General features: G+C 71.2%; 22 protein-coding genes. 9 read left to right on the top strand and 13 right to left on the bottom strand.

What is annotated here, in order from left to right:
- Window positions 1-14: 14 nt before the first annotated feature.
- The 5 genes from NE234_RS38855 to NE234_RS38835 all read right to left on the bottom strand — a co-directional run bounded on the left by NE234_RS38855 (window position 15) and on the right by NE234_RS38835 (window position 5647).
- The gene (locus NE234_RS38855; RefSeq protein WP_252785985.1) at window positions 15-1625 is read right to left on the bottom strand and encodes an FAD-dependent oxidoreductase; all 1611 of its coding nucleotides are present in this window, start codon (window positions 1623-1625) and stop codon (window positions 15-17) included.
- A 170-nt stretch (window positions 1626-1795) separates the two neighbouring features.
- The gene (locus NE234_RS38850) at window positions 1796-2644 is read right to left on the bottom strand and encodes a carbon-nitrogen hydrolase family protein (RefSeq protein WP_252785983.1); all 849 of its coding nucleotides are present in this window, start codon (window positions 2642-2644) and stop codon (window positions 1796-1798) included.
- Window positions 2641-3297, bottom strand: coding sequence for a response regulator (locus tag NE234_RS38845; RefSeq protein ID WP_252785982.1), 657 nt, complete (start codon window positions 3295-3297; stop codon window positions 2641-2643). The genes NE234_RS38850 and NE234_RS38845 overlap by 4 nt, the downstream gene beginning before the upstream one ends.
- The gene (locus tag NE234_RS38840; protein WP_252785979.1) at window positions 3294-4445 is read right to left on the bottom strand and encodes a sensor histidine kinase; all 1152 of its coding nucleotides are present in this window, start codon (window positions 4443-4445) and stop codon (window positions 3294-3296) included. Before NE234_RS38840 ends, NE234_RS38845 begins: the two co-directional genes overlap by 4 nt.
- Window positions 4442-5647: a sensor histidine kinase gene (locus NE234_RS38835; RefSeq protein WP_252785978.1), complete on the bottom strand. Its 1206-nt coding sequence runs from the start codon at window positions 5645-5647 to the stop codon at window positions 4442-4444. The genes NE234_RS38840 and NE234_RS38835 overlap by 4 nt, the downstream gene beginning before the upstream one ends.
- 133 nt (window positions 5648-5780) lie before the next feature.
- Here NE234_RS38835 and NE234_RS38830 point away from each other — a divergent pair, with 133 nt between their 5' ends.
- The 3 genes from NE234_RS38830 (at window position 5781) to NE234_RS38820 (ending at window position 8700) form a co-directional block, all read left to right on the top strand.
- Complete coding sequence (locus NE234_RS38830) at window positions 5781-6692, top strand: ABC transporter ATP-binding protein (RefSeq protein ID WP_252785976.1); 912 nt, start codon at window positions 5781-5783, stop codon at window positions 6690-6692.
- Complete coding sequence (locus NE234_RS38825; protein ID WP_252785975.1) at window positions 6689-7540, top strand: hypothetical protein; 852 nt, start codon at window positions 6689-6691, stop codon at window positions 7538-7540. The genes NE234_RS38830 and NE234_RS38825 overlap by 4 nt, the downstream gene beginning before the upstream one ends.
- 167 nt (window positions 7541-7707) lie before the next feature.
- Entirely contained in the window at window positions 7708-8700 is a 993-nt protein-coding gene (locus NE234_RS38820; RefSeq protein ID WP_252785974.1) for an LLM class flavin-dependent oxidoreductase, read from the top strand.
- Between the two features lie 279 nt (window positions 8701-8979).
- On the opposite strand, the gene NE234_RS38815 is transcribed toward NE234_RS38820, so the two are convergent.
- On the bottom strand, window positions 8980-9843 hold the full coding sequence (locus NE234_RS38815) for an SDR family oxidoreductase (protein ID WP_252785973.1): 864 nt from the start codon (window positions 9841-9843) through the stop codon (window positions 8980-8982).
- A gap of 189 nt (window positions 9844-10032) precedes the next feature.
- On the opposite strand from NE234_RS38815, the gene NE234_RS38810 reads away from it, so the two are divergent.
- Window positions 10033-10917, top strand: a complete 885-nt coding sequence (locus NE234_RS38810) for a helix-turn-helix transcriptional regulator (protein WP_252785972.1) — start codon at window positions 10033-10035, stop codon at window positions 10915-10917.
- A 212-nt stretch (window positions 10918-11129) separates the two neighbouring features.
- On the opposite strand, the gene NE234_RS38805 is transcribed toward NE234_RS38810, so the two are convergent.
- Window positions 11130-11519 (bottom strand): hypothetical protein, encoded by a 390-nt coding sequence (locus tag NE234_RS38805; protein ID WP_252785971.1) that lies wholly within the window; start codon window positions 11517-11519, stop codon window positions 11130-11132.
- Between the two features lie 368 nt (window positions 11520-11887).
- Window positions 11888-12844: a helix-turn-helix domain-containing protein gene (locus tag NE234_RS38800; RefSeq protein ID WP_252785970.1), complete on the bottom strand. Its 957-nt coding sequence runs from the start codon at window positions 12842-12844 to the stop codon at window positions 11888-11890.
- A 406-nt stretch (window positions 12845-13250) separates the two neighbouring features.
- Here NE234_RS38800 and NE234_RS38795 point away from each other — a divergent pair, with 406 nt between their 5' ends.
- The gene (locus tag NE234_RS38795; RefSeq protein WP_252785968.1) at window positions 13251-13844 is read left to right on the top strand and encodes an RICIN domain-containing protein; all 594 of its coding nucleotides are present in this window, start codon (window positions 13251-13253) and stop codon (window positions 13842-13844) included.
- A 78-nt stretch (window positions 13845-13922) separates the two neighbouring features.
- On the opposite strand, the gene NE234_RS38790 is transcribed toward NE234_RS38795, so the two are convergent.
- The 3 genes from NE234_RS38790 to pdhA are packed head-to-tail and all read right to left on the bottom strand — an operon-like array spanning window position 13923 to window position 17282.
- Window positions 13923-15218, bottom strand: a complete 1296-nt coding sequence (locus tag NE234_RS38790) for a dihydrolipoamide acetyltransferase family protein (protein WP_252785966.1) — start codon at window positions 15216-15218, stop codon at window positions 13923-13925.
- Between the two features lie 8 nt (window positions 15219-15226).
- Window positions 15227-16213: an alpha-ketoacid dehydrogenase subunit beta gene (locus NE234_RS38785; RefSeq protein ID WP_252785965.1), complete on the bottom strand. Its 987-nt coding sequence runs from the start codon at window positions 16211-16213 to the stop codon at window positions 15227-15229.
- A gap of 10 nt (window positions 16214-16223) precedes the next feature.
- Window positions 16224-17282: a pyruvate dehydrogenase (acetyl-transferring) E1 component subunit alpha gene (pdhA, locus tag NE234_RS38780; protein ID WP_252785963.1), complete on the bottom strand. Its 1059-nt coding sequence runs from the start codon at window positions 17280-17282 to the stop codon at window positions 16224-16226.
- A 144-nt stretch (window positions 17283-17426) separates the two neighbouring features.
- On the opposite strand from pdhA, the gene NE234_RS38775 reads away from it, so the two are divergent.
- Together NE234_RS38775 and polX are read left to right on the top strand one after the other, a co-directional pair.
- Window positions 17427-18044 carry a GntR family transcriptional regulator gene (locus NE234_RS38775; protein WP_252785961.1) on the top strand — a complete coding sequence of 206 codons (618 nt, stop codon included), beginning with the start codon at window positions 17427-17429 and terminating at the stop codon, window positions 18042-18044.
- A 76-nt stretch (window positions 18045-18120) separates the two neighbouring features.
- Window positions 18121-19833: a DNA polymerase/3'-5' exonuclease PolX gene (gene polX / locus NE234_RS38770; RefSeq protein ID WP_252785960.1), complete on the top strand. Its 1713-nt coding sequence runs from the start codon at window positions 18121-18123 to the stop codon at window positions 19831-19833.
- Here the strand turns inward: polX and NE234_RS38765 are convergent.
- Window positions 19815-20648, bottom strand: coding sequence for a helix-turn-helix domain-containing protein (locus NE234_RS38765; RefSeq protein ID WP_252785959.1), 834 nt, complete (start codon window positions 20646-20648; stop codon window positions 19815-19817). The two genes, polX and NE234_RS38765, sit on opposite strands and share 19 nt — an antisense overlap.
- Before the next feature lie 156 nt (window positions 20649-20804).
- Between NE234_RS38765 and NE234_RS38760 the strand changes: the two genes are divergently transcribed.
- Window positions 20805-21644 (top strand): SDR family oxidoreductase, encoded by an 840-nt coding sequence (locus NE234_RS38760; RefSeq protein ID WP_252785957.1) that lies wholly within the window; start codon window positions 20805-20807, stop codon window positions 21642-21644.
- A 182-nt stretch (window positions 21645-21826) separates the two neighbouring features.
- A complete protein-coding gene (locus NE234_RS38755) occupies window positions 21827-22894 on the top strand; it encodes an alpha/beta hydrolase (protein ID WP_252785956.1) in 1068 nt (355 codons plus the stop codon).
- Window positions 22895-23009: 115 nt separating this feature from the next.
- Here the strand turns inward: NE234_RS38755 and NE234_RS38750 are convergent, their stop codons facing one another.
- Window positions 23010-24017, bottom strand: a complete 1008-nt coding sequence (locus NE234_RS38750; protein ID WP_252785955.1) for a COX15/CtaA family protein — start codon at window positions 24015-24017, stop codon at window positions 23010-23012.
- Window positions 24018-24080 lie beyond the last annotated feature (63 nt).

The following is a 24080-nucleotide window of genomic DNA, read 5'->3' as shown; positions in this document are numbered from 1 at the left end:
TCCTCCTGGCTCGTTCACCGGTCGCCGTGCAGCAACCAGGCGCGGCGTTCGGCCGGATCGTGCCCGGTCACGACGACGGTGACCTGGGACGGCTCCAGCCGTTCCGGCACCTCGGCCGGGACCGGCCGCCGTTCGACCCGGTCGGCGGTGGGAAGCCGGGGCGGGAACGGCGCGGCTCGCTCGATCAGGCCCTGGTAGAACTCCAGCCACATGGCCTGGTCGAACGTGACCGCGGCCGTGATCCGGCCCCGGTAGCCGTAGACGGCGACGAACCGGCGTTCCGCGAGAGAACCCTGCGCGATGACCACCTCGTCGGCGAAGGTCGGCACCCCGACCGACTTGATGTTGGTCCCGAACTGGTTCGACCAGAACACCGGCAGGGACAGATGCGGCCAGCGGTGCGCCTGGTCGCTGATCATGTTGTGCGCGGCGATCTCGGCCTGGGCGACGGCGTTCCCCCAGTGCTCGAGCGCCATGAACTGATAGTTGTAGACCGGATGCGGGAAGCGCGCGACGTCGCCCGCGACGAACACGTCGTCGGTCACCAGGCCGTTGCTGTCGAAGGCGCGGCAGCCCGCGTCGCAGGCCACCCCCCAGACCCCCGCCGCGAGCCCGGAGCCGTGCAGCCACTCGACGTTGCGGACCGCTCCGAGGGCGACCACCGCGACGTCGGCCTCGACCGTGCTCCCGTCGGAGAGCCGCGCGGCCCGAACCCGGCCGTCCGCGTCGCCTTCCAGGGCGTCCACGGTCACGCCGCACCGCAGGTCCACGCCGTGATCTCGTTGCATGGCGGCCGCGGCGGCTCCGATGACCCCGCCCAGCGCGCCGACCAGCGGCACCGGCCCGCGTTCGACCACGGTCACCGGCAGGTCCAGCCCCCGGCAGACCGACGCGACCTCCGAGCCGGTGAACCCCGCGCCGATGATCAGTACCCGGCGCGGGCCGGCCGCGAGGCGCTCTCGCAGCAGGGCGGCCTCGTCGATCCCGCGCAGCGGGATCACCCCGTCCAGCGCCGCCTCCCGTTGGTCCGGCCAGGGCCGGGCGCGGGCGCCCGTCGCGATCAGCAGCCGGTCGAAGGGCACCTCACGGTCGTCGGCGAGCCGCACCCTCTTGGCCGCCAGGTCGAGGCCGGTCGCGGCGATCCCGGAGAGCCACTCGGCATCGACCTCGCGCAGGCGGGGGAGCAGCGTGTGATCCTCCGGCGCGAGACCCGTCAGCACCTGCTTGGACAACGGCGGACGGTCGTACGGCTCGTACGGTTCGTCGCCGATCAGGGTCAGCGAGCCGGTGAAGCCGTCCCGGCGAAGGACGCCCGCGGCCCGCGCGCCGGCCAGTGAGGCGCCGACGATCACGATCCGGCCCGTCTTCCGGAACCCGTCGCCGGCACGAACCGGCGGAGGAGCAGGACCGGTCCTCATCCCACGGTGCCGCGTGGCCATCTGCTCGAGGTGAATGGCCTGCACCGGGCAGGCCGCCGCCGCCCGCAGGACGTGCTCGCGTTGCGCGTCGTCCGCGTCCGGGTCGTAGAGCAGCGCCTCCTGACCGTTCATGGTGAACACGTCGGGTGCGAGGAACGCGCACTGGCCGTACCCCTGGCACCGTGTGAGATCGACGATCACCCGCATCCGGCGCACCCCCCGTCGTGCGCGGCCACCCGGCGGACCCGGTCGAATCGGCGCGGCGGCCTTCCTCCGGCTGTCCGTCGGAGACCTACCCGGCGTTCCGGTCTTTCAGGCCGGGGACCGACGGCTGAGGTGCCTCGGCACCCGGTGCGCCGGAGGAGGACCGGTGACGCTCAGAAGCGGGTCCTGTCCCCGCTGCGCGGGTCGTCGACCCGGCGGGCCTCGTACACGTCACCCGCCCGCGCCCTCGCCCGCCACGGCCGGGCCTTGTGCAACGCCACGTCGAGGGCCGGATCGTCCCGATTCAGCTCGACGCACACCAGCCCGGGCGCACCGTCCGCCGTACAGCTCCCGAGCCGGTATCCGTGCGGCCCGATCACTCCGGACGGCATGGCGGCGCTGCACTGCGCCGGTACGGAGACGGAGATCCAGAGAGCGGAGGCGGCGGCGTGCGCCTGCGCGAGGACCTCGAAGATCGGGTCGCGCGAGTACGAGGAGAACAGGACGCAGTCGACGCCCGAGGCGGCGTAATCGAGGAAGAGCTCCGGGAAGTTGACCTCGATGCAGAGCGCGCAGCCGAACCGGAAGCCGTCGACGTCGAACACGCAGGGGGTGAAGCCGGGGGAGTACCAGTCGCCGATCTCGGTGTGAGAGCACCGCCTCTTGTCGTACCGGCCGACGAGTTCGCCCTGGTCGGAGAGGACGTACAGGCTGTTGTGCGGCCGGTTCGGCGGCGTCAGACGGTGGTTGCCGCCGACCACGGCCCACAGACCGAGCTCACCCGCCAGCGCCGCGACGCGCTCCAGCTGCTCCCGGACGGCGCCCCAGTCGACGTTCCAGCCGGACAGGGACCGCTTCGCGGCCCGGTCGCCGGGGTAGCCGGAGATCGCGCCCTCGGGGAACTGGACGAGCCGGGCGCCCGCCGCCTTCGCGGCCGCCATCGTCTCCCGGATGACGGTGCCGTTGGCCTCCGGGTCGCAGCCGACCGGAATCTGCGCGGCCGCGATCGTCAGGGTGGTCACTGCGTCGCGGTCACCAGACCGGTCTCGTAGGCGATGATGACGAGCTGTACGCGGTCGCGGGCGTTCAGCTTGGTGAGCAGCCGGGTCACGTAGGTCTTGACGGTGGCGACGCTGATGATCAGCTCGGCCGCGATCTCGGCGTTGGACAGGCCGCGCCCGACGAGGGTCAGCACCTCGTGCTCGCGTTCGGTGATGCCGTCGAGCGTGCGCCGCGCGGGGACGGGCCCCGGGCGGCCGGCGAACTCCTCGATCAGGCGGCGTGTGACGCTCGGGGCGATCAGGCCGTCCCCGGCGGCGACCACGCGGATGGCGGCGAGGATGTCGTCCAGCGCCATGTCCTTGACGAGGAACCCGGCCGCGCCGGCGCGCAGGGCGCCGTAGACGTAGTCGTCATCGTCGAACGTGGTGAGGACGACGACATGCGTCGAGTCGTGGTCGGCGGTGATCCGCCGGGTCGCCTCGATTCCGTCCATGCCGGGCATGCGGATGTCCATCACGACGACGTCCGGATCGAGGCTGCGCGCCATTTCGACCGCCTCGGCGCCGTTTCCGGCCTCTCCGACGACCTCGATGTCGGGGGCGTCGGTGATGACCATCTGCAGTGCCGTGCGCACCAGCGGCTGGTCGTCGGCGAGGACAACGCGGACGGTCATGTGACTCCTGTCGGTAGGGGGAGGCGGGCGGTCACGCGGAAGCCGCCCTCGGGCCGTGGCCCGGTGGTGAGTTCTCCGTGGAGCAGGGCGACGCGCTCGCGCATGCCGACCAGGCCGTAGCCGGTGCCGGAGGTTACGCCGTGGCCGCGGCCGTCGTCGACGACCTCGATGGAGATCTCGTCGTTCCGGTGGTCGATCGAGACGGCGCAGTGGGAGGCGCCGGAGTGGCGGACCACGTTCGTGACGGCCTCCTGGATGATCCGGAACGCCGACAGATCGACCTCTGGAGGCAGCGGGCGCCGTTCGCCTCGGTAATGGATGTCGACGCGGACTCCGGCGGCCGTGGTGGCCTCGGCCAGCCGGTCGACGTCCGCCAGGCCGGGCATTTCGTCGAGCGGCGCGGGCTCGGCGCCCTTCTCCAGCTCGGCCTGCCGGAGGGCGCCGAGCATCCGGCGCAGTCCGGACAGCGTCTCCCGGCTGGCCGTCTCGACCTCGCCCAGCGCCTCACGTGCCCGGGCGGGTTGGGTGTCGATCACCCGTTTCGCCGCGCCGGCCTGCAGGGCGACGATTCCGATGGTGTGCGCGACCATGTCGTGCAGCTCGCGCGCGATACGGAGCCGCTCGGCGGTGACGGCGTCGGCCACCGCGCGCGTGCGCAGCGCCTCCCCGTGCTCGCGGCGCTCGCGGATCAGCCTGCCGACCATGTAGGCGGTGGCGAGCGCCAGCAGGGCCATCTCGGCGCTGACGGCCACGTCCCCGCCGTTGGAGAAGACCCCCACGGTCAGGAACTGCACGACGAGGGAGAGCAGGACGGCGGCGGTCGAGACCCGAGAGGTCCGGGTGGCGACGATGTACGCCAGGGCCAGATCCACCGCCAGGAAGGGAAGGAACGGGGCTCGACCGCTCTGGCCCGGAGGCCCCGCCAGCAGGACCACGGCGACGCAGCCGAGGAGCATCATGAGCAGCGCGAGCAGCGGGACCCGCCGGAGCACGCCGATGAGCAGGCCCATCGACAGGATCGCCGCGACGGCCAGAACAGGGCTGTAGTAGTGAAACGGCCCCGGGCGCGGCGAGCCCAGCTGTGACCAGGCCAGCGCGAGGGGGAACAGGACGGCTCCGCCCCAGGCCGTGATCGCGCTCCTCCTCATCTGACCCCCGTCGGCAGGGGAAGACGGGCCGTGACGCGGAAGCCGCCTTCGGGCCGTGGCCCGGTGGTGAGTTCTCCGTGGAGCAGGGCGACGCGCTCGCGCATGCCGACCAGGCCGTAGCCGGTGCCGGAGGTTACGCCGTGGCCGCGGCCGTCGTCGACGACCTCGATCGCCACCTCCTCGTCCCGGCGCTCGATGGACACGACGCACGATCGTGCGCCGGAGTGCCGGACCACGTTGGTGACGGCCTCCTGAATGATCCGGAACGCCGACAGGTCGACCTGCGGGGGCAGCGGGCGTCGTTCACCGCGCCACCGGACCTCGACGCGGACCCCGGCGGAGGTGATCGTCTCGGCCAGCCGATCGACGTCGGCCAGACCGGGCATCTCATCGAGTACCGCCACGCGCGCTCCGTCCTTCAGCTCCGCCTGCCGGAGGGCGCCGAGCATCCGGCGCAGCCCGGACAACGTCTCCCGGCTCGCCATCTCCACCTCCCGCAGGGCGTCACGCGCGCCGGTGGGCTGGGTGTCGATGACTCTTCGCGCCGCACCGGCCTGCAGGGCGACGATGCCGATGCTGTGCGCGACCATGTCGTGCAGCTCACGTGCGATGCGGAGCCGCTCGGCGGTGACGGCCTCGGCCGCGGTACGGGCTCGTGCGGCCTCGGCGTGCTCGCGGGCCTGGTGCGTCGAATTGCCGATGAGCCAGGCCACCAGGGCGGTCATCGCCACGGCCAGCTCCGTCGACGTCCCAATGGTCCAATCGTTGGCCAGCCGGACCGCGACATACGCGGTGAGCGTGGCGAACACCAGACCGACGGCGGTGAAGCACACCCCGCGTCGTCTGGTGGCCGCGATGAAGTACAAGGCGACGTCGACGGACAGGAACTGCGGCAACGGAATCGCGCCGACGCTCAGCGGGACCGTCCCGAGGACGGCGCCGGCGAGCACCAGGATGAGAGCCGCGAGCGGCCGTCGGCGCAGCAGGCCACTGCCGATCAGCGTGAGCGCGGTGGCCAGCGCCAGCGTCGTCCGGCCGTCCCACCGGTGGAAGAGGACTCCCGGGTAGGCCGAGCTCATGCTCTCACCGGGCAGCCTCATCCGGATCAGGAACGTGAACACCGTGCCGGCGCACCAGGCCAGGGCCGTCCACGCGCCCGGAGGTACGCGCTTGAGCAGCGGAGAAGGGGGCACGGCGGACATGTTCGAGATCGTAATCGCCTGATCCGCGCGGGGCATCGGACCAGGGGTGTACGACCACGGTCGGCACCCGTACCCCGCGAATGCCGACGACGGCCCGATGCGCGGCGGGTCCCGCGCGCGGCACCGTTGGCCCGTGATCGAAGTGAGCGGACTGACGAAGCGGTACGGGTCGACGACGGCCGTGAACGGCCTGACCTTCAGCGTGCGCCCCGGGCACGTCACGGGGTTCCTCGGCCCCAACGGCGCGGGCAAGAGCACGACCCTGCGGATGATCCTCGGACTGAACGAACCCACTGGTGGAACCGCCACCGTCGCCGGCCGTCCGTTCCGCGACCGGCCGCGCGGGCTCCGCCACGTCGGCGCGCTGCTCGACGCCCAGGACGTGCACGGCGGGCGCACCGCGTACGCGCACCTGTCCGCCCTCGCCCGCGCCAACCGGATCCCGCGGCGCCGGGTGGACGAGGTCCTGCGCGAAGTGGGACTGACGGAGGCGGCGCGCCGTCGCATCGGCGGGTTCTCCCTGGGGATGAGGCAGCGGCTCGGCATCGCGACCGCCCTGCTCGGCGACCCGCCCGTCCTGCTGTTCGACGAGCCGATCAACGGCCTCGATCCCGAGGGCGTGCGATGGGTCCGCGGGCTGTTCCGCCGCCTGGCCGCCGAGGGCCGGACCGTGTTCGTCTCCAGCCATCTCATGAGCGAGATGGAGCACACGGCCGACCATCTCATCGTCATCGGCCGGGGCGAGCTGATCGCCGACGAGAGCCTGGCCGAGTTCGCCGCCCGCGGCACACCGCAGAGCGTGACCGTGCGCACGCCTGACGCCTCCGCGCTGATGACCGTCCTGACCGCCGAGGGAGCGTCCGTGCGACCGGACGGCGACCAGGCGCTCACGGTCACCGGCCTGAGCGCCGCCCGCATCGGCGAACTCGCCTTCCGGCACCGGGTGCTGCTCCACGAGCTCGCCCCCCGTACCGCCTCGCTGGAGGAGGCGTTCATGGAACTCACCGCCGACAGCGTCGAGTACCTCGCCGGAGACGCCCGATGACCGCACCGGCCCGCACCATCCGCCCCGGCGTCACCGAGCCGCCCGCCCGGTTCCGTGACCTCCTCGCCGCCGAGTGGACCAAGCTCTGGTCACTCCGCTCGACCTATTGGACGCTGCTCCTCAGCGGGCTGCTCATCGTCGGGCTGAACGTCAACGCCGCCGTCGCCGACCACCACAACTGGCCGCACTACGACGCCGACATCCGCGCCATCTTCGTCCCGATCTGGGCGATGCGTGACGCGTTCACGCAGGTCGCCGGCCTGGTCCTCATGCTCGCCGCCGGCAGCGTCGGCGCCATCACCATCACCGGTGAGTACGGGACGGGGCTCATCCGCACCACCTTCGCGGCCGTGCCGGCCCGTCGTTCGGTGGTGGCCGCCAAGCTGATCGACGTCACGGTCGTCATGCTCGGCTACGGGGCGCTCGTGGCCGGAGCCTCCTTCTGGGCGACCCAGGCCATCCTGTCGGGCCGTCATGTCGGCATGTCGATCGGCTACCCCGGAGCGTTCCAGGCGGTCACGGCGTCCGCACTGCTCGCACCGGTCAGCGCGCTCGTCGGCATGGGCCTCGGCGCGATCATCCGGCACGGCGCGGCCACCATGGTGATCACCGCGGCGGTGCTCCTGCTGCTGCCCCTCTGCTTCACCGACCACTACCGCTGGACGGCCGACGTCAAGCACGCCCTGCCCGCCAGCGCCTGGGGACGCCTGATCGACGTCGGCTACGGGCGCTTCGGCTTCGCCGTACGCCATCCCACGACGACCACCGAGGCGTGGATCGCGCTCGCCTCATGGGCGATCGTCGCCGCGGCCGTCGCCGTCACGGTCGTCCACCACCGCGACGTCTAGTGGAGGGTCTTCGACGCCGGAGCCGCGTTGGTCCGGATCAACGCGGCTCACGTGCCGCGATACTCTGCCGAGCCGGATCGGACACCATGCCGCGCCGGAACCCCGCTCACCCCGGCCGGTCACCGGATCGGTGAGAGAGCACTCGGCGCCGGCAGAAGGAGCCCTCGATGCCTGAGACGGACACCACTCGCGCGCGCGGGCGTGTCGGTGTCATGTTGCCCCGCGACCTGCCCGTCCGGGACGTGGTGCCGTACGCCCGGCGAGCCGAGGAGCTGGGATTCGACCAGGTATGGGTGGTGGAGGACCTCGGCTGGCGCGGTGGACTCGCCCAGGCCGGCGCCGTCCTCGCCGGCACCGCGGGCATCACCGTCGGCATCGGCATCATGCCCGCAGGCGCCCGCAACGTGTGCTTCGCCGCGATGGAACTGGCCACCCTCGCCCAGCTCTATCCCGGCCGCCTCATCGCCGGCATCGGCCACGGCATGCCCGACTGGATGCGCCAGGCCGGAGCCTGGCCCGCCAGCCCCCTGACACTGATCAGGGAGTACACCACCGCGCTCCGCCTGCTCATGCGCGGCGAGCCCGGCCCGGCAGACGGCCGCTACGTGCGCTGCGAAGGCGTCGTCATCACCGAGACTCCCGACATCGTCCCGCCGGTCGTCCTGGGCGTGCGCGGTCCTAAGTCACAGGCCGCCGCAGGCGAGGTGGCCGACGGGCTCCTCCTGGCCGAACCCGCGGCCCCCGCCTACATCGCCTCCTCGCTGCGGCATCTGGGCAGTGCCTTCGACGCGAGCACCTTCGAAGTCGTCACCTACGACGCCACCGCCGTCGACGACGACGAGGACACCGCTCTCGCCCGCGTCCGTGGCGGCCTGACCGCCATCGGCGAGCCGGCCTGGGCCGCCCACATCGATCCCCTGCCGTTCGCCACGCGGCTGCGCGAACATCGCGCCGCCTGCGCCGACGCCCGGCAGTTCGCCCAGACCATGCCCGACGCCTGGGTCCGCCAACTGAGCATCGCCGGCACCCCCGACCAGGCACGCGAAGCGATCAGAGCCCGCCATACGGCGGGCGCGACCAGCGTCGTCCTCGCTCCCACCGGCCCCGACGCCCTGGCATCCCTCGGCTCACTCGCCCGCGTCCTGACTCCCGGTTCGTGAACCGAGCGTGCGCTCGGTGAGGGCGCGCGCCGCCGCCATCAGGTCGGGGGCGAGTGCTCCGGTCAGCGCGTCCGACGGGGAGCACTCGGGGTCGATGACGAGCCCGGTTTCGCCGTTCAGCCAGGGGTCGGTCGCCGCGAAACCACGGAAGTGATGGAGGCCTGAGAGGGGCGACAGCGGCGGAAGCCGCCGTTCCCGGAACGCCCGGGCGAGACCGGGAACGGCAGCGCGTACCTGGACCGGACATGGTGGTCCGTGGCTTCGGAGAGCTTCTCCGGGTCAGGCGGTGGTGGGGTGGTCGGTGGCGGGTGCCGTGGTGGCGGTGGCGTCGAGGTTGTCCTGGAGGGCCCGGACCTTGGCGGTGGCGTAGGCGTGGGAGTCGGAGCCGAGGAGCTGGCGCAGAGGTCCTTCGCCGGCGACGACGCGGTCGATGATGGCTCGCGCCCCCTTGGCGGGGTCGCCGAGCTGGCCGCCCTGGAGCTTGAGGTGGTCGTCGACCATCGCGCGGATGGCGGGGTAGTGCTCGGTGGTGTCGGCGGGCAGGGCGAGGGAGTCGGTGGTGAGGAAGTCGGTGCGGAAGTAGCCGGGCTCGACGATGGTGACGTCGATGCCGAAGCCGGCGACCTCGGCGGCCAGAGCCTCGCTGATGCCCTCCAGGGCGAACTTACCCGCGCAGTACAGGGCCCAGCCGGGTACGGCGGTCAGGCCCAGGACGGAGGAGACGTTGACGATGTGGCCGCTGCGCTGTTCGCGCAGCACGGGCAGGGCGGCCCGCAGGACGTTCCACACACCGACGACCTGGAGGTCGAGCATGTCGCGGACGTCGCGGTCACGGGTCTCCTCGACCGCCGCCAGGAAGCCGTAGCCGGCGTTGTTGACGACCACGTCCAGGCCGCCGAAGTGTTCGGTGGTCTTGCGCACGGCGGCCGTCACCTGTGCCTCGTCGCGCAGGTCGACGGTGAGCGGGAGGAGACGGGAGGTGTCGACCTCGTCGCCGAGCGCCGCGAGCAGCCGGTCGGAGGAACGCGTCGTCGCCGTGACACGGTCACCGCGCTCCAGCAGCCGCCTGACCAGGTGCAGCCCCAGGCCGCGGGAAGTACCGGTGACGAGCCAGATCGCAGGCCGGTCGGTCGGGAAAGCCATGATCGTCCTTACTTCGTGTCGGGTGCCAGGGGTCCGGTCCCGAGTGATTCGTCGGAGCCGGCACCTCCAGCGTGACCCGCCGAGTCCCACCGTGGACGCCCCTATCGCGCCCTGCACGGACGCGGACGCGGCGACCTAGGACTCACAGGACCAGTCGGGGAACACCCCGTATCGGTCAGACTGGTAGGCGTGGCTGACCGGAATCGTGAACTGGCGGACTTCCTCCGACGCGCCCGCGCACAGGTCGATCCCTCACGAGCAGGCCTTCCCCCGGACGGTCGCGTCCGCCGTGTACCGGGCCTGCGCCGCGAGGAGGTCGCCCTGCTGGCCGGGGTGTCGACGGACTATTACGCCCGCCTCGAACAGGGACGTCCCATCAACCCTTCACCCGCCGTGGTCGAAGCCCTGGGCCGGGCCCTCGACCTCGACGCTGCGGGAAAGGCCCACCTTCACGACCTCATCGGGGTGACCACGGCGCCGGCGTCGGTCCGGCGGCGCCCCGTGGGGGTCCAGCGCGTGCGTCCGGGCCTTTGCCAGCTCATCGACGCCCTCGACGGTGAGCCCGCCCTCATCCTGGGACGTCGCACCGACGTCCTCGCCGCCAACCGGATGGCACGCGCGCTCTTCGCCGACTTCGATCGAATGCCCCGCCGGGAGCGCAACTACGCGCGCTGGATGTTCCTCGACGATCACGCCCGCGCTCTCTTCGTGGACTGGGAGGATCAGGCCCGCGCCGCGGTCGAGAGCCTGCGACTCGAAGTGGGCCGCGATCCCCACGACCAGGTCACGACGGCCCTCGTCGAGGAGCTGCGGGAGCACAGCCCCGAGTTCGACCAGTGGTGGGAGCAGCACCGGGTCCACCAGCGCACCCACGGCAGCAAACGCCTCCGTCATCCCCTCGTCGGAGATCTCACCGTCGAGTACGAGACCCTCACCTTGCCCGGGGACCCCGACACCACTCTCTTCATCTACTCGGCCGAGCCCGACTCGGAGTCCCAGAAGAACCTGAACCTGCTGGCGAGCTGGACCTTCACCAGCCCCATCGATCACCGGTCCAGCGCGGAATCCGCGTAGTCGGACGGTGCGGGCGACCGCGCCGACCAATGCGGCCCATCTCGGTACGCCGTGACGTGACGGTTCGGCGCCGAGCCGAGCCCGTAGGGACGGACTCGTCGGGCTTCAGCTCACCGCCGTCCGGCGGCCGGAGGGCGGTGAGCTGAAGGATCACCCGCCTTCGCGGCACAATCCGGTGGTCGTGACACTCCCCGGACTGAGCGGCTCAGGGATCAGAAGTACGGCGTGCAGCTCTTCGCGCGTCCGCTCTGCTGTACGCATGCGTGTGAGCGAGTGCCGGCGTCGCTGATCGTGTCAGTTACGACGTGCGGGTTGTAGGCCGAGGCGGTCGCCCCGGTGTCTTCGTTGTAGACCCAGATCTCCCATCCGGAAGAGGTGCTCCAGTTGCTCATTACCGCGCGTACGGTCCTGCAGCCCGAGTTGTACTGAAGCCAGACCGTATCTGACCCAGAGGTCGCGGCGGAGATGTTCTGCCACGCCGTGCACGCGGCAGGGCCCGGGGGAGTCGCGTTGGCGGGCGCGGCTGCTCCGGTGAGCAGTGCGATGGCCGCGGCGGAGGTTGCGGCAGCGCCTACGACCCTGCCTTTGCCGATGAGTTTCATTTTCCCTCGTTTCTGGGGGTTGGAAGGAGCAGCGGTCGAGCGGGTTGACGAAGTTGCGGACGAACGGCGACAGCCGTACGACACCTTCACGAGCGCGCGGTGATAAGGCGCTTGAGTGATCGATCCTTTCGCTTTTCGATTCCGACGGTCACGCCCTGTCGGCGTTCGATTTCCGCTGCGTCCCCGAGTCTCTATCGGGCAGAGAGGGATGTCTTTGACGCTCCACGCCACGTTCTTTGCTTCGCGTGCCATGGAAACGCCGAGATCAGGAATCGGGGGATCGGCCGGTGAGGGACGACGGAGATGTCGTATGCGGCGGCCCGTGGCCGGGGACCCAGAGCCAGGGGGTTCACCCTCCTGGCGTGAGGTCATCGTCGCTGGTGCCGGTGTTCCTGCGGGCTCAGGCCGTACGCGATGCGGAACGCACGAGTGAAGTGAGCGTGCGAGGTGAAGCCCCATCGCCGGGCGATCGCGTGGATGGGCTGGTCGCCGAGGAGGGGGTCGGACAGGTCGCGGCGGCAGCGTTCGAGGCGCTGGGTACGGATCCATTCGGCGAGCGTGCAGCCGCTGGACTCGAACAGCCGGTGCAGGGTCCGAATCGAGATGTGATGTGCCTCTGCGACCATGGCAGGTGTCAGGTCGGGGTCGCCGAGCCGATGCTGGATGAATTGGTGCACGCGTTGGAGCATCACCTGTTGCCGTGACTCGACGGGGAGTTGACCGGCCGCGTCCAGATGGTGGGCGAGCACGCCGCCAACGAGGTCCAGCAGGACGGTCGACACGTGCGCGCCGTCGGTCAGGTCGTACGTATCGAGGTCCCGGGCGGCCTGCGCCGCGAAGGTGTGCAGCAACGCGCCGATACCGGAACGGCCGCTCAAGCGGACTCCGACGAGCTTGTCCACGGAGGCGGGAGGCAACCGCATCTGCTTCCGGGGAAGGACGAAGTGGAGAAGACCCGCCTTGCCCGGGTGATTCCACGCGTCGTAAGGGCGGGACACATCGAACAACACCATGTCGCCGGGAGCGAGCTCGGTCTGTCGCTCGTTGTGGGTCAGCATGGTGGGCGTGTCCATGAACAGCGACAGCCGATAGTCTTCCGGATCCGACCGGCCGGAATGACGTAACCCGTGACGGGCTGCACAACGACTGACGATCCGCAGCAGGTTGACGGTGCCTAGCACGCCGACATCTATTGCCCCGTCCAATAGGGATTCGCGGTCCTCGACATAAGGTTCCGCCGGCGACAGTGTTTCCCAGAGGTATTCCAGTCGCTCGGCATTCGCGACATCCTCGGTGGTCAGCACCGTGTGCATGATGACGGCCACTACCTCCTGTACGAGGGGCCATCAGCCCTCCACCGGCTGACGCTGACCACTTCCCTCGCGACGACAGGGTGGCCGGAACCAGGCTACGCCGTTGGGGCTCCCCGACGCATGGCATGAACCGGCCACGCCGGGCCGTCCCACGCCATCCGGCTCGTCGAGATCTGGGAAGCACCATCATCACGATCCGATCCGGGCGCCGGCGAGGTGATCGAACCGTTCGACGGCACTGCTCTCTGCACCGTTCCGGCTGGTCAGGGACAAATGTTAAGTTCTGTCAAAGATTGATGTCGAGTCTGTCGTAGCTCATTGATCAGATCAGCGGGCCATGCGACGCTGATCGCGTTTTACGGCAATAAAGGGCTATTTGCGCTTCTCGCCCTTTCACCCCCGTACGCGAGGAGATGAGATGAGACGGAGATTCATCGCCGCCGGCCTCGGAGTCGGCGGCGTGCTTGCGGCCCTCGGGGCGAGCAGCGGTGTCGCGCAGGCCGCCACCGTGACACCGCGCGCCGCGGCGATCATCACCGGCCGTACCGCGCAGGTCGCGGCCGGCGAGATCGTGACGCGGATGTACGCACCGGCCAGTAACACCTGCATCGACGTGTGGGGCGGCACGACCGACATCAACCAGAACATCGGCACCGCGCCGTGCCAGAACACCCAGGAACAGCAGTTCACCCTCATCCCGGTCCCGGTGTCCGGGTTCAGTCACACCTACCGCATCCTGAACGCGGCTTCGAACCTGTGCCTGGCGCCATTCCGGTTCGAGGTGCGGCAGGGCGACTGCCTGCACCCGATCGTCCAGAATCAGGACGTCTGGGCCTTCCTCCCCGCGGGTGCGGCCCACCAGTACGTGCTGACGAACTACCTGGGCACGGGTCAGGGCCGATGCATGGCGCTCCACCCGACGTCACCGCCGAGCGCGGACTGGAGCATCTGGCGGGACTTCTGCGACACCGGCAACTCGAGTCAGATCTTCGAGATCCCGGACCTGCCCTGATCGCGGTCCGCACCGGCACGCGTACGGCAGAGGGCGCCCCTTCCACGGCCGGCCGTGGAAGGGGCGCCCTCGCGCGGTTCAGGCGATGATGCGGAGCGGGTTCTCCAGCAGTTCGGCCAGTTCGCCGAGGAACTTCGCGCCGGTCGCGCCGTCGCAGGCGCGGTGGTCGACGGACAGCGTCAGCGTGAGCCGGTCCCGGACGGTGAACTCACCATCGTCGCCGACCACGACGTCCTTGCGGGTCGCGCCGACGGCGAGGATGCCGGCCTCCGGCGGGTTGATGACGGCGGTGAACGAGTCGATGCCGAACATCCCGAGGTTGCTGACGGTGAACGTGCCGCCGGACATCTCCTGCGGGGTGAGGCGCTGCTCGCGCGCCCGCCCGGCGAGCTCACGGGTCTCCGCCCCGATCTGCGAGACCGTCTTGCGGTCGGCGTCCCGGATGACCGGGACCACGAGACCGTCCTCCAGCGCGACGGCCACGCCGACGTTCACCCGCTTGTGCACGAGGAGGCTGTCCTCGGTGAACGAGACGTTCAACACCGGGTTGGCCCGCAGGGCCGTGGCGCACGCCTTGACGATGAGGTCGTTCACGCTCACCTTGGCCGGGGCGAGGGCCTCGTTCAGCGTCTTGCGGAAGGCCAGCAGCGCGCCGACGTCGACGACCCGCGTCAGGTAGAAGTGCGGCGTCGTCTGCATGCTCTCGGTGAGCCGGCGGGCGGTGACCTTCCGGATCCGGCTGAGCGGCACCCGCTCGACGTCCGGGTCCTCGGCCGCCGCGGCGGCAGCGGGAGCCGCGGTCGGCGCGGTCGGCGCGGGGGAGGACGCCTGCGCGGCCGGCGCCGGGGCGGCAGGCGCGTTCTTCAGCGCGGCCTCGATGTCGGCGCGCACGATCCGGCCGCCGGGGCCCGAACCGGTGAGCGTCGTGAGGTCGATGTCGTTCTCCCGCGCTAGCCTGCGCGCGAGCGGGGAGGACGGCGGACGGGAACGGGCGCCGTTCGACGCGTCGGCGGGGACGCCCTGGGCGGGAACCGTCGCGGTCGCGGCCGGGGCGTCGGCGGTCTGCGGCGACGGGGTCGCCTGGCCGTTCGCGGCGGCGGTCTCCGCCGCGGCGGGCGCCTTCGCCGGGGCGGACTCGCCCTCGGCCAGGAGGATCGCAATCGGCGCGCCGATGGAGGCGGTCTGGCCCTCGGCGACCAGGATCTCGCCGAGCACGCCGTCCTCGTACGCCTCGTACTCCATGAGGGCCTTGTCGGTCTCGATGTCGACCAGGGCCTCTCCGGCGGTGACCTTGTCGCCGGGCTTCTTGTGCCACGCGCTGATGACGCCTTCCTCCATGGTGTCGGACAGGCGCGGCATGAGGATCTCGGACATCAATCTTCCTAACGGCCGGTCGCGCGTACGGTGTCGCGCACGGCGGTGACGAGCGACTCGGCCGACGGCAGGGCGGCCAGTTCGAGCGGCTTGGAATAGGGGAGCGGCACCTCGGCCATCGCGACACGGCGCACCGGGGCGTCGAGATGGTCGAACGCGCCCTCCTGGATCGTCGCGGCGATCTCCGCGCCGATGCCGTACGTGAGCCAGTCGTCCTCGGCCACGACGGCGCAGCCGGTGCGGCGAACGGACTCGACGATGGTCTCCCGGTCCAGCGGGCGCAGGCTGCGCAGGTCCACGATCTCGGCGGAGATGCCGTCGGTGGCCAGCTTCTCGGCCGCCTCGACGGCGACGTGGGCCATCCGGGAGTACGCGACGATCGTCACGTCGGTGCCCGGCCGCGTGACGGCCGCCCGGCCGATCTCGGCGGGCTCCAGGTCGTCGGGCACCTCGCCGCGCGTGTTGTACAGCGCGAGGTTCTCCAGGAACAGCACCGGGTCGTCGTCGCGGATCGCCGCCCGCAGCATCGAGGACGCCTCGGCGGGCGTGCTCGGCGCGAGGACCTTCAGGCCCGGGATGAACGAGTAGAACAGCTCGACGTTCTGCGAGTGCGTGGCGCCGAGCTGCTGTCCGCCGCCGCCGGGCGTGCGGATCACCATGGGCACGCTGCACTGCCCGCCGAACATGCCGTAGATCTTGGCCGCGTGGTTGACGATCTGGTCCAGCGCGAGCAGCGAGAAGTTGATCGTCATGATCTCCACGACGGGGCGCAGGCCCAGCATGGCCGCGCCGATCGCGGCGCCGACGAAGCCCTCCTCGGCGATCGGGGTGTCACGGACGCGCTTGGGCCCGAACTCCTTGAGCAGCCCCTCAGTGATCTTGTACGAGCCCTCGAAGACGCCGATCTCCTCGCCCATGACGAAGACGTTCTCGTCGCGCAGCATCTCGTCGCGCAGGGTGTCCCGGAGGGCCTGGCGGTAGGTCATGGTCGCCATGTGAATCTCCTCAGAAGACCGGGTCGGCCGGCAGGCGGCGGGACTCGCCACGGACGGGCGTGGCGTAGGTGTAGTCGAACAGCGTGGACACGTCCGGGTGCGGGCTGTCGTCGGCGAACGCGGCCGCGTCGTCGACCTCGGCCTTGACCTCGGCGTCCAGCTTCGCGCGCGCCTCGGCGTCCAGGACGCCGGCCTCCTCCAGCACCAGCCCGAAGTGGGCGAGCGGGTCGGCGGCCTTGAGCGCCTCCTTCTCCTCCGCCGTGCGGTAGCGGGCCGGGTCGACGACCGAGTGGCCGCGCAGGCGCGGGCTCGTCGTCTCCAGCAGGAACGGCTTGCTCTCGCTCCGGGCCCGCTCGACCGCCGCGTGCGCGGCCTCGCGTACGGCGACCACGTCGGTGCCGTCGACGCGGGCACCCTCCATGCGGTACGCCGCGGCCCGGCGGTACAGCTCCGGCTCGGCCGAGGACGCCTCAACGGTCGTGCCCATGCCGAGGCCGTTGTTGATGACGACGAACACGATCGGCAGGTCCCATAGGGCGGCCATGTTCAGCGACTCGTGGAACGCCCCGATGTTGGTCGTGCCGTCGCCCATCTGGCACATGACGACCTCGTCGCCGCCCTTGTAGTTCACGGCGAGCGCCGCGCCGGTGGCGAGGGGGAGCTGGCCGCCGACGATGCCGTACCCGCCGAGCATCCGCGACTCCAGGTCGAACATGTGCATCGACCCGCCCCAGCCCTTGGAGACGCCGGTGCTCCGGCCGTACAGCTCGGCCATGACGCGGCGGGCGTCGATGCCGCGGGCGAGGGCGTACCCGTGCTCCCGGTAGTTCGTGAACAGGTAGTCGCGAGGCTCCAGGGCCGCCATCAGCCCGGTGACCGTCGCCTCCTCACCGAGATTCAGGTGACAGTAGCCACCGATCTTGGCTTCGGTATACGCCCGGGCGGCGCGCTCCTCGAACCGGCGTATGAGCAGCATCTGCCGGTAGTACGCGACAAGCGTCTCCGGCTCGGGCTGCGCCGCGCGGGTCCGGGCCCGTCGTGCCGGGGTCCTCGTCTTGGTGTCACCCATCGAGGTGTTCCCTTCGTGTCCGGGCGCTGCGATGGGGTTCCCACGACCCGCGCCCATACAATCAGGAGGCGATTATCTATGATCGATCATAGATCAGTGTTAAGAAGGGTTTTACCACGTAGGAGGCGGCTACCATTGAGTAACATGAACGCGTCTCCCGCGCTGGTGCGCACCGGCCTCGGCGACCAGATCCGTCAGGTTCTGATCGAGGGCATCACCTCGGGCCGCTGGGCGCCCGGCGAGCGTATCGTGGAGCGCCGCATCGCGGCCGAGCTCGGCGTCAGCCAGGCGCCCGTACGGGAGGCGCTCCGCCATCTGGAGGCCCTCCGCCTGATCGAGACGCTGCCCAACCGGGGCGCGAGGGTGCGCGACTTCACCGACGAGGACCTCGCCGAGGTCTTCCCGGTCCGCGCCGGCCTGGAGGAGACCGCCGCCGATCTCGCCGTCCACCGGTTGGCCGGTCAGGTCGAGGGGCTCGAGGTCCACATCGCGCGCCTGGCCGCCGCCACCGACCGGGACGAGGAGATGCGGCACAGCATCGCGTTCCACCGCGAGATCGTGGAGGCCTCCGGCAACCGCCTGCTGCGCTCGGTGTGGCAGTCCCTCGGCATCGAGGTCTGGACGGCCCTGTCCCTGAAGCGCCGGGGCACCGAATTGTGCGGCAAGGCCGCCGAGCACGCCCACATCACCGAGGCGTTCCGCCGTGGCGACCCCGGCGTCGGCCGCATGGTCCACGACCACGTCATGAGCTACGCGCCCTGACGGCCCCGGCAGGGCTCGAGGCGTTCGGCCCCGACCTGGGCCTGGAGACCGCGGCATGAACCCTAGGATCGGGAGCATGGGGCGCCCTAATGACGACGTCGCGGCTCTGTTCGCCGAGTTCGCCGATCTGCTCTCGATCACCGGTGAGGCGGCCTTCAAGGTCCGCGCCTACGAGAAGGCGGCCCGCGCCATCGCGGGCCACCCCGACGACGTCACGGCCCTCGACCTGAAGGGCCTGCGGAAGATCCCGAACGTCGGCGAGGCGATCGCCAAGAAGATCCTCGACTATCAGCAGACCGGCACGATCCGGCAGCTCGAGGCGCTGCGCGAGCGCATCCCGGCGGGGGTGCGCGCCCTCACCGCCATCCCGACCCTCGGGCCGAAGAAGGCGATGGTGCTGTACGAGGAGCTCGGCATCTCCTCGGTGGAGCAGCTCGCCGAGGCCATCCCGGCCGGTCGGCTGACCGGTCTCAAGGGCTTCGGCGCCAAGACCGAGGAGAACATCCTCCACGGCATCGAGCTCCTGCGGAGCCAGGGGGAGCGGGCGCTGATCGACGTGGCCACCGAACTCGCCACGGAGATCGTCGCCGCGCTCTCGCCGCTCGCCGGCCGCTGCGCGGTCGCGGGGTCGCTGCGACGCCGCCGGGAGACGATCGGCGACATCGACATCCTCGCCACCGCCGACGACTCGGGCCCGCTCATGGCGGCGTTCACCGCCCTCCCGTTCGTCACCGAGGTGATCGGCAGCGGCGAGACGAAGACCTCCGTCCGCACGCTCAAGGGGCTGCAGGTCGACCTGCGCGTCGTACCGCCGGAGTCCTGGGGCGCCGCGCTGCAGTACTTCACCGGGTCCAAGGCCCACAACGTCCGCACCCGCGAGATCGCCGTACGCGCCGGGCTGAAGCTGTCGGAGTACGGCCTGTTCTCGGTCGAGACCGGCGAGCTGATCGTCTCCGCCACCGAGGAGGACGTCTACGCCCGGCTCGGGCTGCCGTGGATCCCGCCGCCGCTGCGCGAGGACGAGGGCGAGATCGAGGCGGCGCTGCGCGGTGAGCTGCCCCGCCTCGTCGAGCTCGCCGACCTGCGCGGCGACCTGCACACCCACACCGACCTGACCGACGGCGTCGCCTCCCTGGAGGACATGGTCGCCGCCGCGGCCGCGCGCGGCAACGCGTACTACGCGATCACCGACCACGCGCCGAACCTCTTCATGCAGCGCATGACGGACGAGAAGATGCTCGCCCAGCGCGAGGCCGTACGCGCGCTGCAGGAGCGGTACCCGGACATGGCGCTGCTGCACGGCACCGAGCTGAACATCGACCCCGACGGCGAGGTGGACTGGCCGGCCGAGTTCCTCGCGGGCTTCGACGTCTGCGTCGCCTCCGTCCACTCGCACTTCACCCAGGACCGGGCGGCGATGACCCGCCGGCTCCTCCGCGCGGTCGAGAACCCGTACGTGCACATCCTCGGCCACCCGACCGCGCGCAGCATCGGCCGCCGTGCCCCCGTCGACGCCGACTGGGACGCCGTCTTCGCCGCCTGTGCGCGGGCCCGGACGATCCTGGAGATCGACGCCTTCCCCGACCGCCTCGACCTGCCCGCCGACCTGATCCGGCGCGCCCGGCGGCACGGCGTGAAGTTCGCCATCGACAGCGACGCCCACGCGCCGGGCCACTTCGACAACCTCCGGTACGCGGTCGGCACCGCGCAGCGCGGCTGGCTCACTCCCGAGGACGTCGTCAACACCTGGCCGCTCGACCGTCTGCGCGCCTACCTCCGGGGCGACTGACCCTCGGAGAGCTCGAGCGAGGCGAGCAGCGCGAGCGCCTCGGCGGCCGGAGTGCCGGGGTCGGCGTGGTAGATCACCAGCAGCAGTCCGTCCGTGCCCGTGACGGCCAGCTTCTCGCGCCGCAGCCGCAGGTCGCCGCCCCTCGGATGGCGGATGAGGCCGGCGCCGCTCTCCCCGCGGTGCACGTCATGGCGCGCCCAGAGCGTACGGAAGCGTTCACTGCTCCGCGACAGCTCGTCGACGAGTGCCCGGAACCGGTCGTCGTCGGTGTCGGTGCCGACCTCGGCGCGCAGCTGGGCGACGAGACCGGGCGCGTTCTCCTCCCAGTCCGGGTGGTACTCCTGCGCGACGGGGTCGGTGAAGATGGCGCGGAGCCGGTTCACCCCCGGTGCCATCAGCGGGGAGAGGGCCCGGGCGAGACGGTTGGCCGCCAGCACGTCACGGTACTTGTCGACCACGAACGCGGGCACGTTGAGCGTCTGGAGCAGCAGCTCCACGCCCTCGGGGACACGCTCGCGGCGCTCGGGCCGGCGGCGTGACTCCGGCCGGGCCAGCCGGATCAGGTACGCCGTGCTCTCGGCGTCCAGCCGCAGCACCGCGGCCAGAGCGTCGAGGACCTGGGCCGAGGGGTTGCGGTCGCGTCCCTGCTCCAGCCGCAGGTAGTAGTCCGCGCTGATGCCGGCGAGGAGCGCGACCTCCTCGCGCCGCAGGCCGCGCACCCGGCGCATCCCCGTCACCCGCAGCCCGACGTCCTCCGGACGGACGAGCTCCCGCCGGGCGCGCAGGAACTCGCCGAGTCTGTTACCGCCGCTCACGGCGCCCACGCTACGCCAGGCTCCGCCGGTGACTGGCCCCCGCACTACCAGGAACACGGGGGAACTCCCACCGGGACGCCGGGGAGCGGACTCTTGAAGAGCCTCCCCGAACGGGAGGCGCGCACCGCCCCACGGGGGCAGAGAGAAAGGCACACGATGGAACGCCGCACCTGGTTCATCACGGGTGTCAACAGCGGCTTCGGCCGCCACATGACCGAGCGACTGCTGGAGCGGGGCGACCGGGTCGCCGGAACCGTCCGCAAGCGGGGATCGGTGGACGACCTGAAGGCCGCGTACGGGGACCGGTTCCGGGTCGCGCACCTGGACGTGACGGACCTCCCCGAGGTCAGGAGGGTCGTCGATCACGCCTTCGGCGACCTCGGCCGGATCGACGTGGTCGTGAACAACGCCGGCTACGGCCTCTTCGGCGCCGTGGAGGAGCTCACCGACGAACAGGTCGTCCACCAGCTCAACACCAACCTGCTCGGGTCGATCCAGGTCGTCCGCGCCGCGCTGCCGCACCTGCGGCGGCAGGGCGGCGGCCGCATCATCCAGCTGTCGACGTACGGGGGCCAGGCCACGAACCCCGGCGCGTCGCTCTACCACGCCGGAAAGTGGGGCATCGAGGGGTTCATGGAGGCCACCGCCAAGGACGTCGCCCCGTTCGGCATCGGCGTCACGATCGTCGAGCCCGGCGGCGCCCGCACCGAGTTCCGGTTCGACAGCCTGCAGCTGGCCGACCCGATGCCCGAGTACGACGACAGCCCCGCCGCGATGGTCCGGCAGGCGAAGGACCGCAGCCGCCCGCCACTGGGCGACCCGGTGAAGATGGCCGACTTGATCATCGCCAGCGCCGATCAGGAGCCCGCGCCGCTCCGTCTCGTGCTCGGCAGCGACTCCTACCGGGCCGTCCGCGCCGCGCTGACCGAGCGGCTCGCGCAGATCGAGCCGCAGGAGGCCCAGGCGGCGACGACGGACATCGCCCCCGGCGAGTGACCGGCCGGGTCCGCGGCGACCTTCACGCCAGGTGAACGTGAAGTACACGCGGCCGACACGTTCGCTCAAGCCGGAGCGAACCTGACCCCCTCTACGATCGGCCCGCGATGACAGCGCATGGAGCCACCGTCCAGGTGGCGTTGCGGTGACGCTCAGTTCGACGCCTTCGGGGGAGGCCACGGGTGAGTCTGCTGGGCCCGCCACTGCTCGTCCTATCGATCCTGCTCGCACTGGCCGCGCCGGCCGGCTGCGCGCTGCTGTGGGGACGGGTGCGGGGCATGACCGCATGGCCGGTCAGGATCGCGATGATCGTGGTCTGCCAGGTGACGGCCGTCCTCCTGGCGGGCGTCGGCCTCAACGATCACTTCCAGTTCTTCGCCTCCTGGAACGACCTGATCGGCCAGAACGGCGCCGACGCGCCCATCCAGCAGCAGAACTCCGGATCGCAGCCGCTGGCCCGTGGCCTGTCCAAGCGGCTCCGCAACGACTTTCGCCCGGACCGGCGCGACTCCGCGTACTCCGCCGAACTGGTCGGGGCGAAGTCGGGAATCCGCAGCAGGATCTGGGTGTGGCTGCCGCCGCAGTACCGTCAGCGTCCGCGGCAGCGGTTCCCCGTCATCGAACTGTTCCCCGGGTTCCCCGGCACCCCGATCACGTGGTTCCACACCATGCAGGGGCCGAAGAAGCTCCAAGAGGCGATGAAGAAGGGCGCCGCCCAGCCCTACATCCTCGTAGCGCCGACCATCACGGTCGTCCCCGGTCACGACACCGAGTGCACCAACGTGCCGGGCGGCCCGAAAGTCGCCACGTGGCTGACCGAGGACGTCCGTCGCATCGTCATGGAGAACTTCCGCGCCCTGCCCGGCCGTGACGGCTGGGGGACGATGGGCTATTCGACGGGCGGCTACTGCGCCGCCAAGCTCGCCACCGAATACCCCCGCCTCTTCCGCGCGGGCGTCAGCATGTCCGGCTACTTCACCGCCTCCAACCCGGCGCTGGCCAGAGTCCCCGGCGCCGACGTGCCGACGCTGCTGCAGACCAGGCACCCGAACGTCGATCTGCTCCTGACCGCCAGCAAGCAGGACCCCGGAACGACCACGGCGGTGAACACCATGGTGCGGGCGGCCCGGCCGCCCTCGGTCGTCTACACCTACGTCGTGCCGCGCGGCGGCCACAACACCGGCGTCTGGACGGCCATGCTCCCCAAGTGCTTCCAGTGGCTCACCACCCAGCTCACCCACGCCGACTGACGCACTGAGCACCGGCCGAACCGCAGGCTCGGCCGAGGGCTCCACAACAGTGGGCGTTCAACCCGCGCCCGCGATCGCCGAGCGCTCCGGGACGCGGTGAGGTGGTACGGGGGCGTCAGCCGCCGAGGGAGGCGGCCGGGGCGGTGTCGCGCATCGCCTCCGAGGGCTCGGCGGCCGGGGCCGGCGGCATGGCGCCGCGGTCGCGGAGGGCGAAGAGGACGCGCAGGGTCGCGATCCACACCAGGGCCGCGCCGAGCACGTGGGCGACGACGAGCGTGCCGGGGACGTTGGTGAAGTACTGCACATAGCCGATGACGCCCTGCGCCAGCTCGACCACCAGGAGCTCGAGCGCGCGCCGCTGGACGTGCTTCGGGGCGTTGGTCAGCCGCAGGCCCAGGAGCAGCGCGAACGTCAGCCCGACCGTCGCCCAGACGATGTCCGCGTGGAGCTGGGCCACCTGCGCGATCTGGAAGTCATAGCGCCGTGCCTTGGGATCGCCCGCGTGCGGGCCGGTGCCGGTCACCACGGTGCCCGCCACGAGGAGCAGGAAGACCACGCCCGTCAGCGCGCGGCCCAGCCAGACCAGCTCCTGGCGGACGACGGGTCTGGCGCGCCCGTCGCCCTCGCCCGCGCGCACCCACAGCACGACGGCCGCGGCCAGGATGGCGGGCGACAGCAGGAAGTGGACGGTCACCGAGACCGGGTGCAGGTCGGTCAGGACGACGATCCCGCCGACGATCGCCTGCGCGACCACGCTCAGCGGCTGGATCGCGGCCAGCCGCACCAGGCCCGTGCGACGGGGCCGCAGCCGCAGGGCCGCGACGAACACCGCCACGCCGAGCGCCAGCACCAGGAAGGTCAGCATCCGGTTGCCGAACTCGATCGCCATGTTGACGGCCGAGTGCTGCGGGGTGTGCGTCGGGACGAGGCTGGTGCCGGTGCACTTCGGCCACGTGGGACAGCCGAGGCCCGAGCCGCTGACGCGCACGGCCGCGCCGGTCGCCATGATCAGGGCGTTGCCCGCGACGCTCGCGAGGGCCAGCCCGCGCAGGGCGGCGGGCGTCGGGCGCCACACGAGGTCACGGAGCCGGGTCAGCGGGTTGTCGGATCGCACGCCCTTCATCGTACGAGCGCCCGGCCATGCCCCGGATCCGGGTCCCCGCCGGGTAGCCCTCTTCTCCCCGAC

The sequence above is a fragment of the Actinoallomurus rhizosphaericola genome (assembly GCF_024055675.1).
In the GTDB taxonomy this organism is placed as follows: Bacteria; Actinomycetota; Actinomycetes; order Streptosporangiales; family Streptosporangiaceae; genus Actinoallomurus; species Actinoallomurus soli.
Note: the sequence above shows the minus strand (reverse complement) of the source record. Positions and strands in the feature narration are given on the sequence as shown.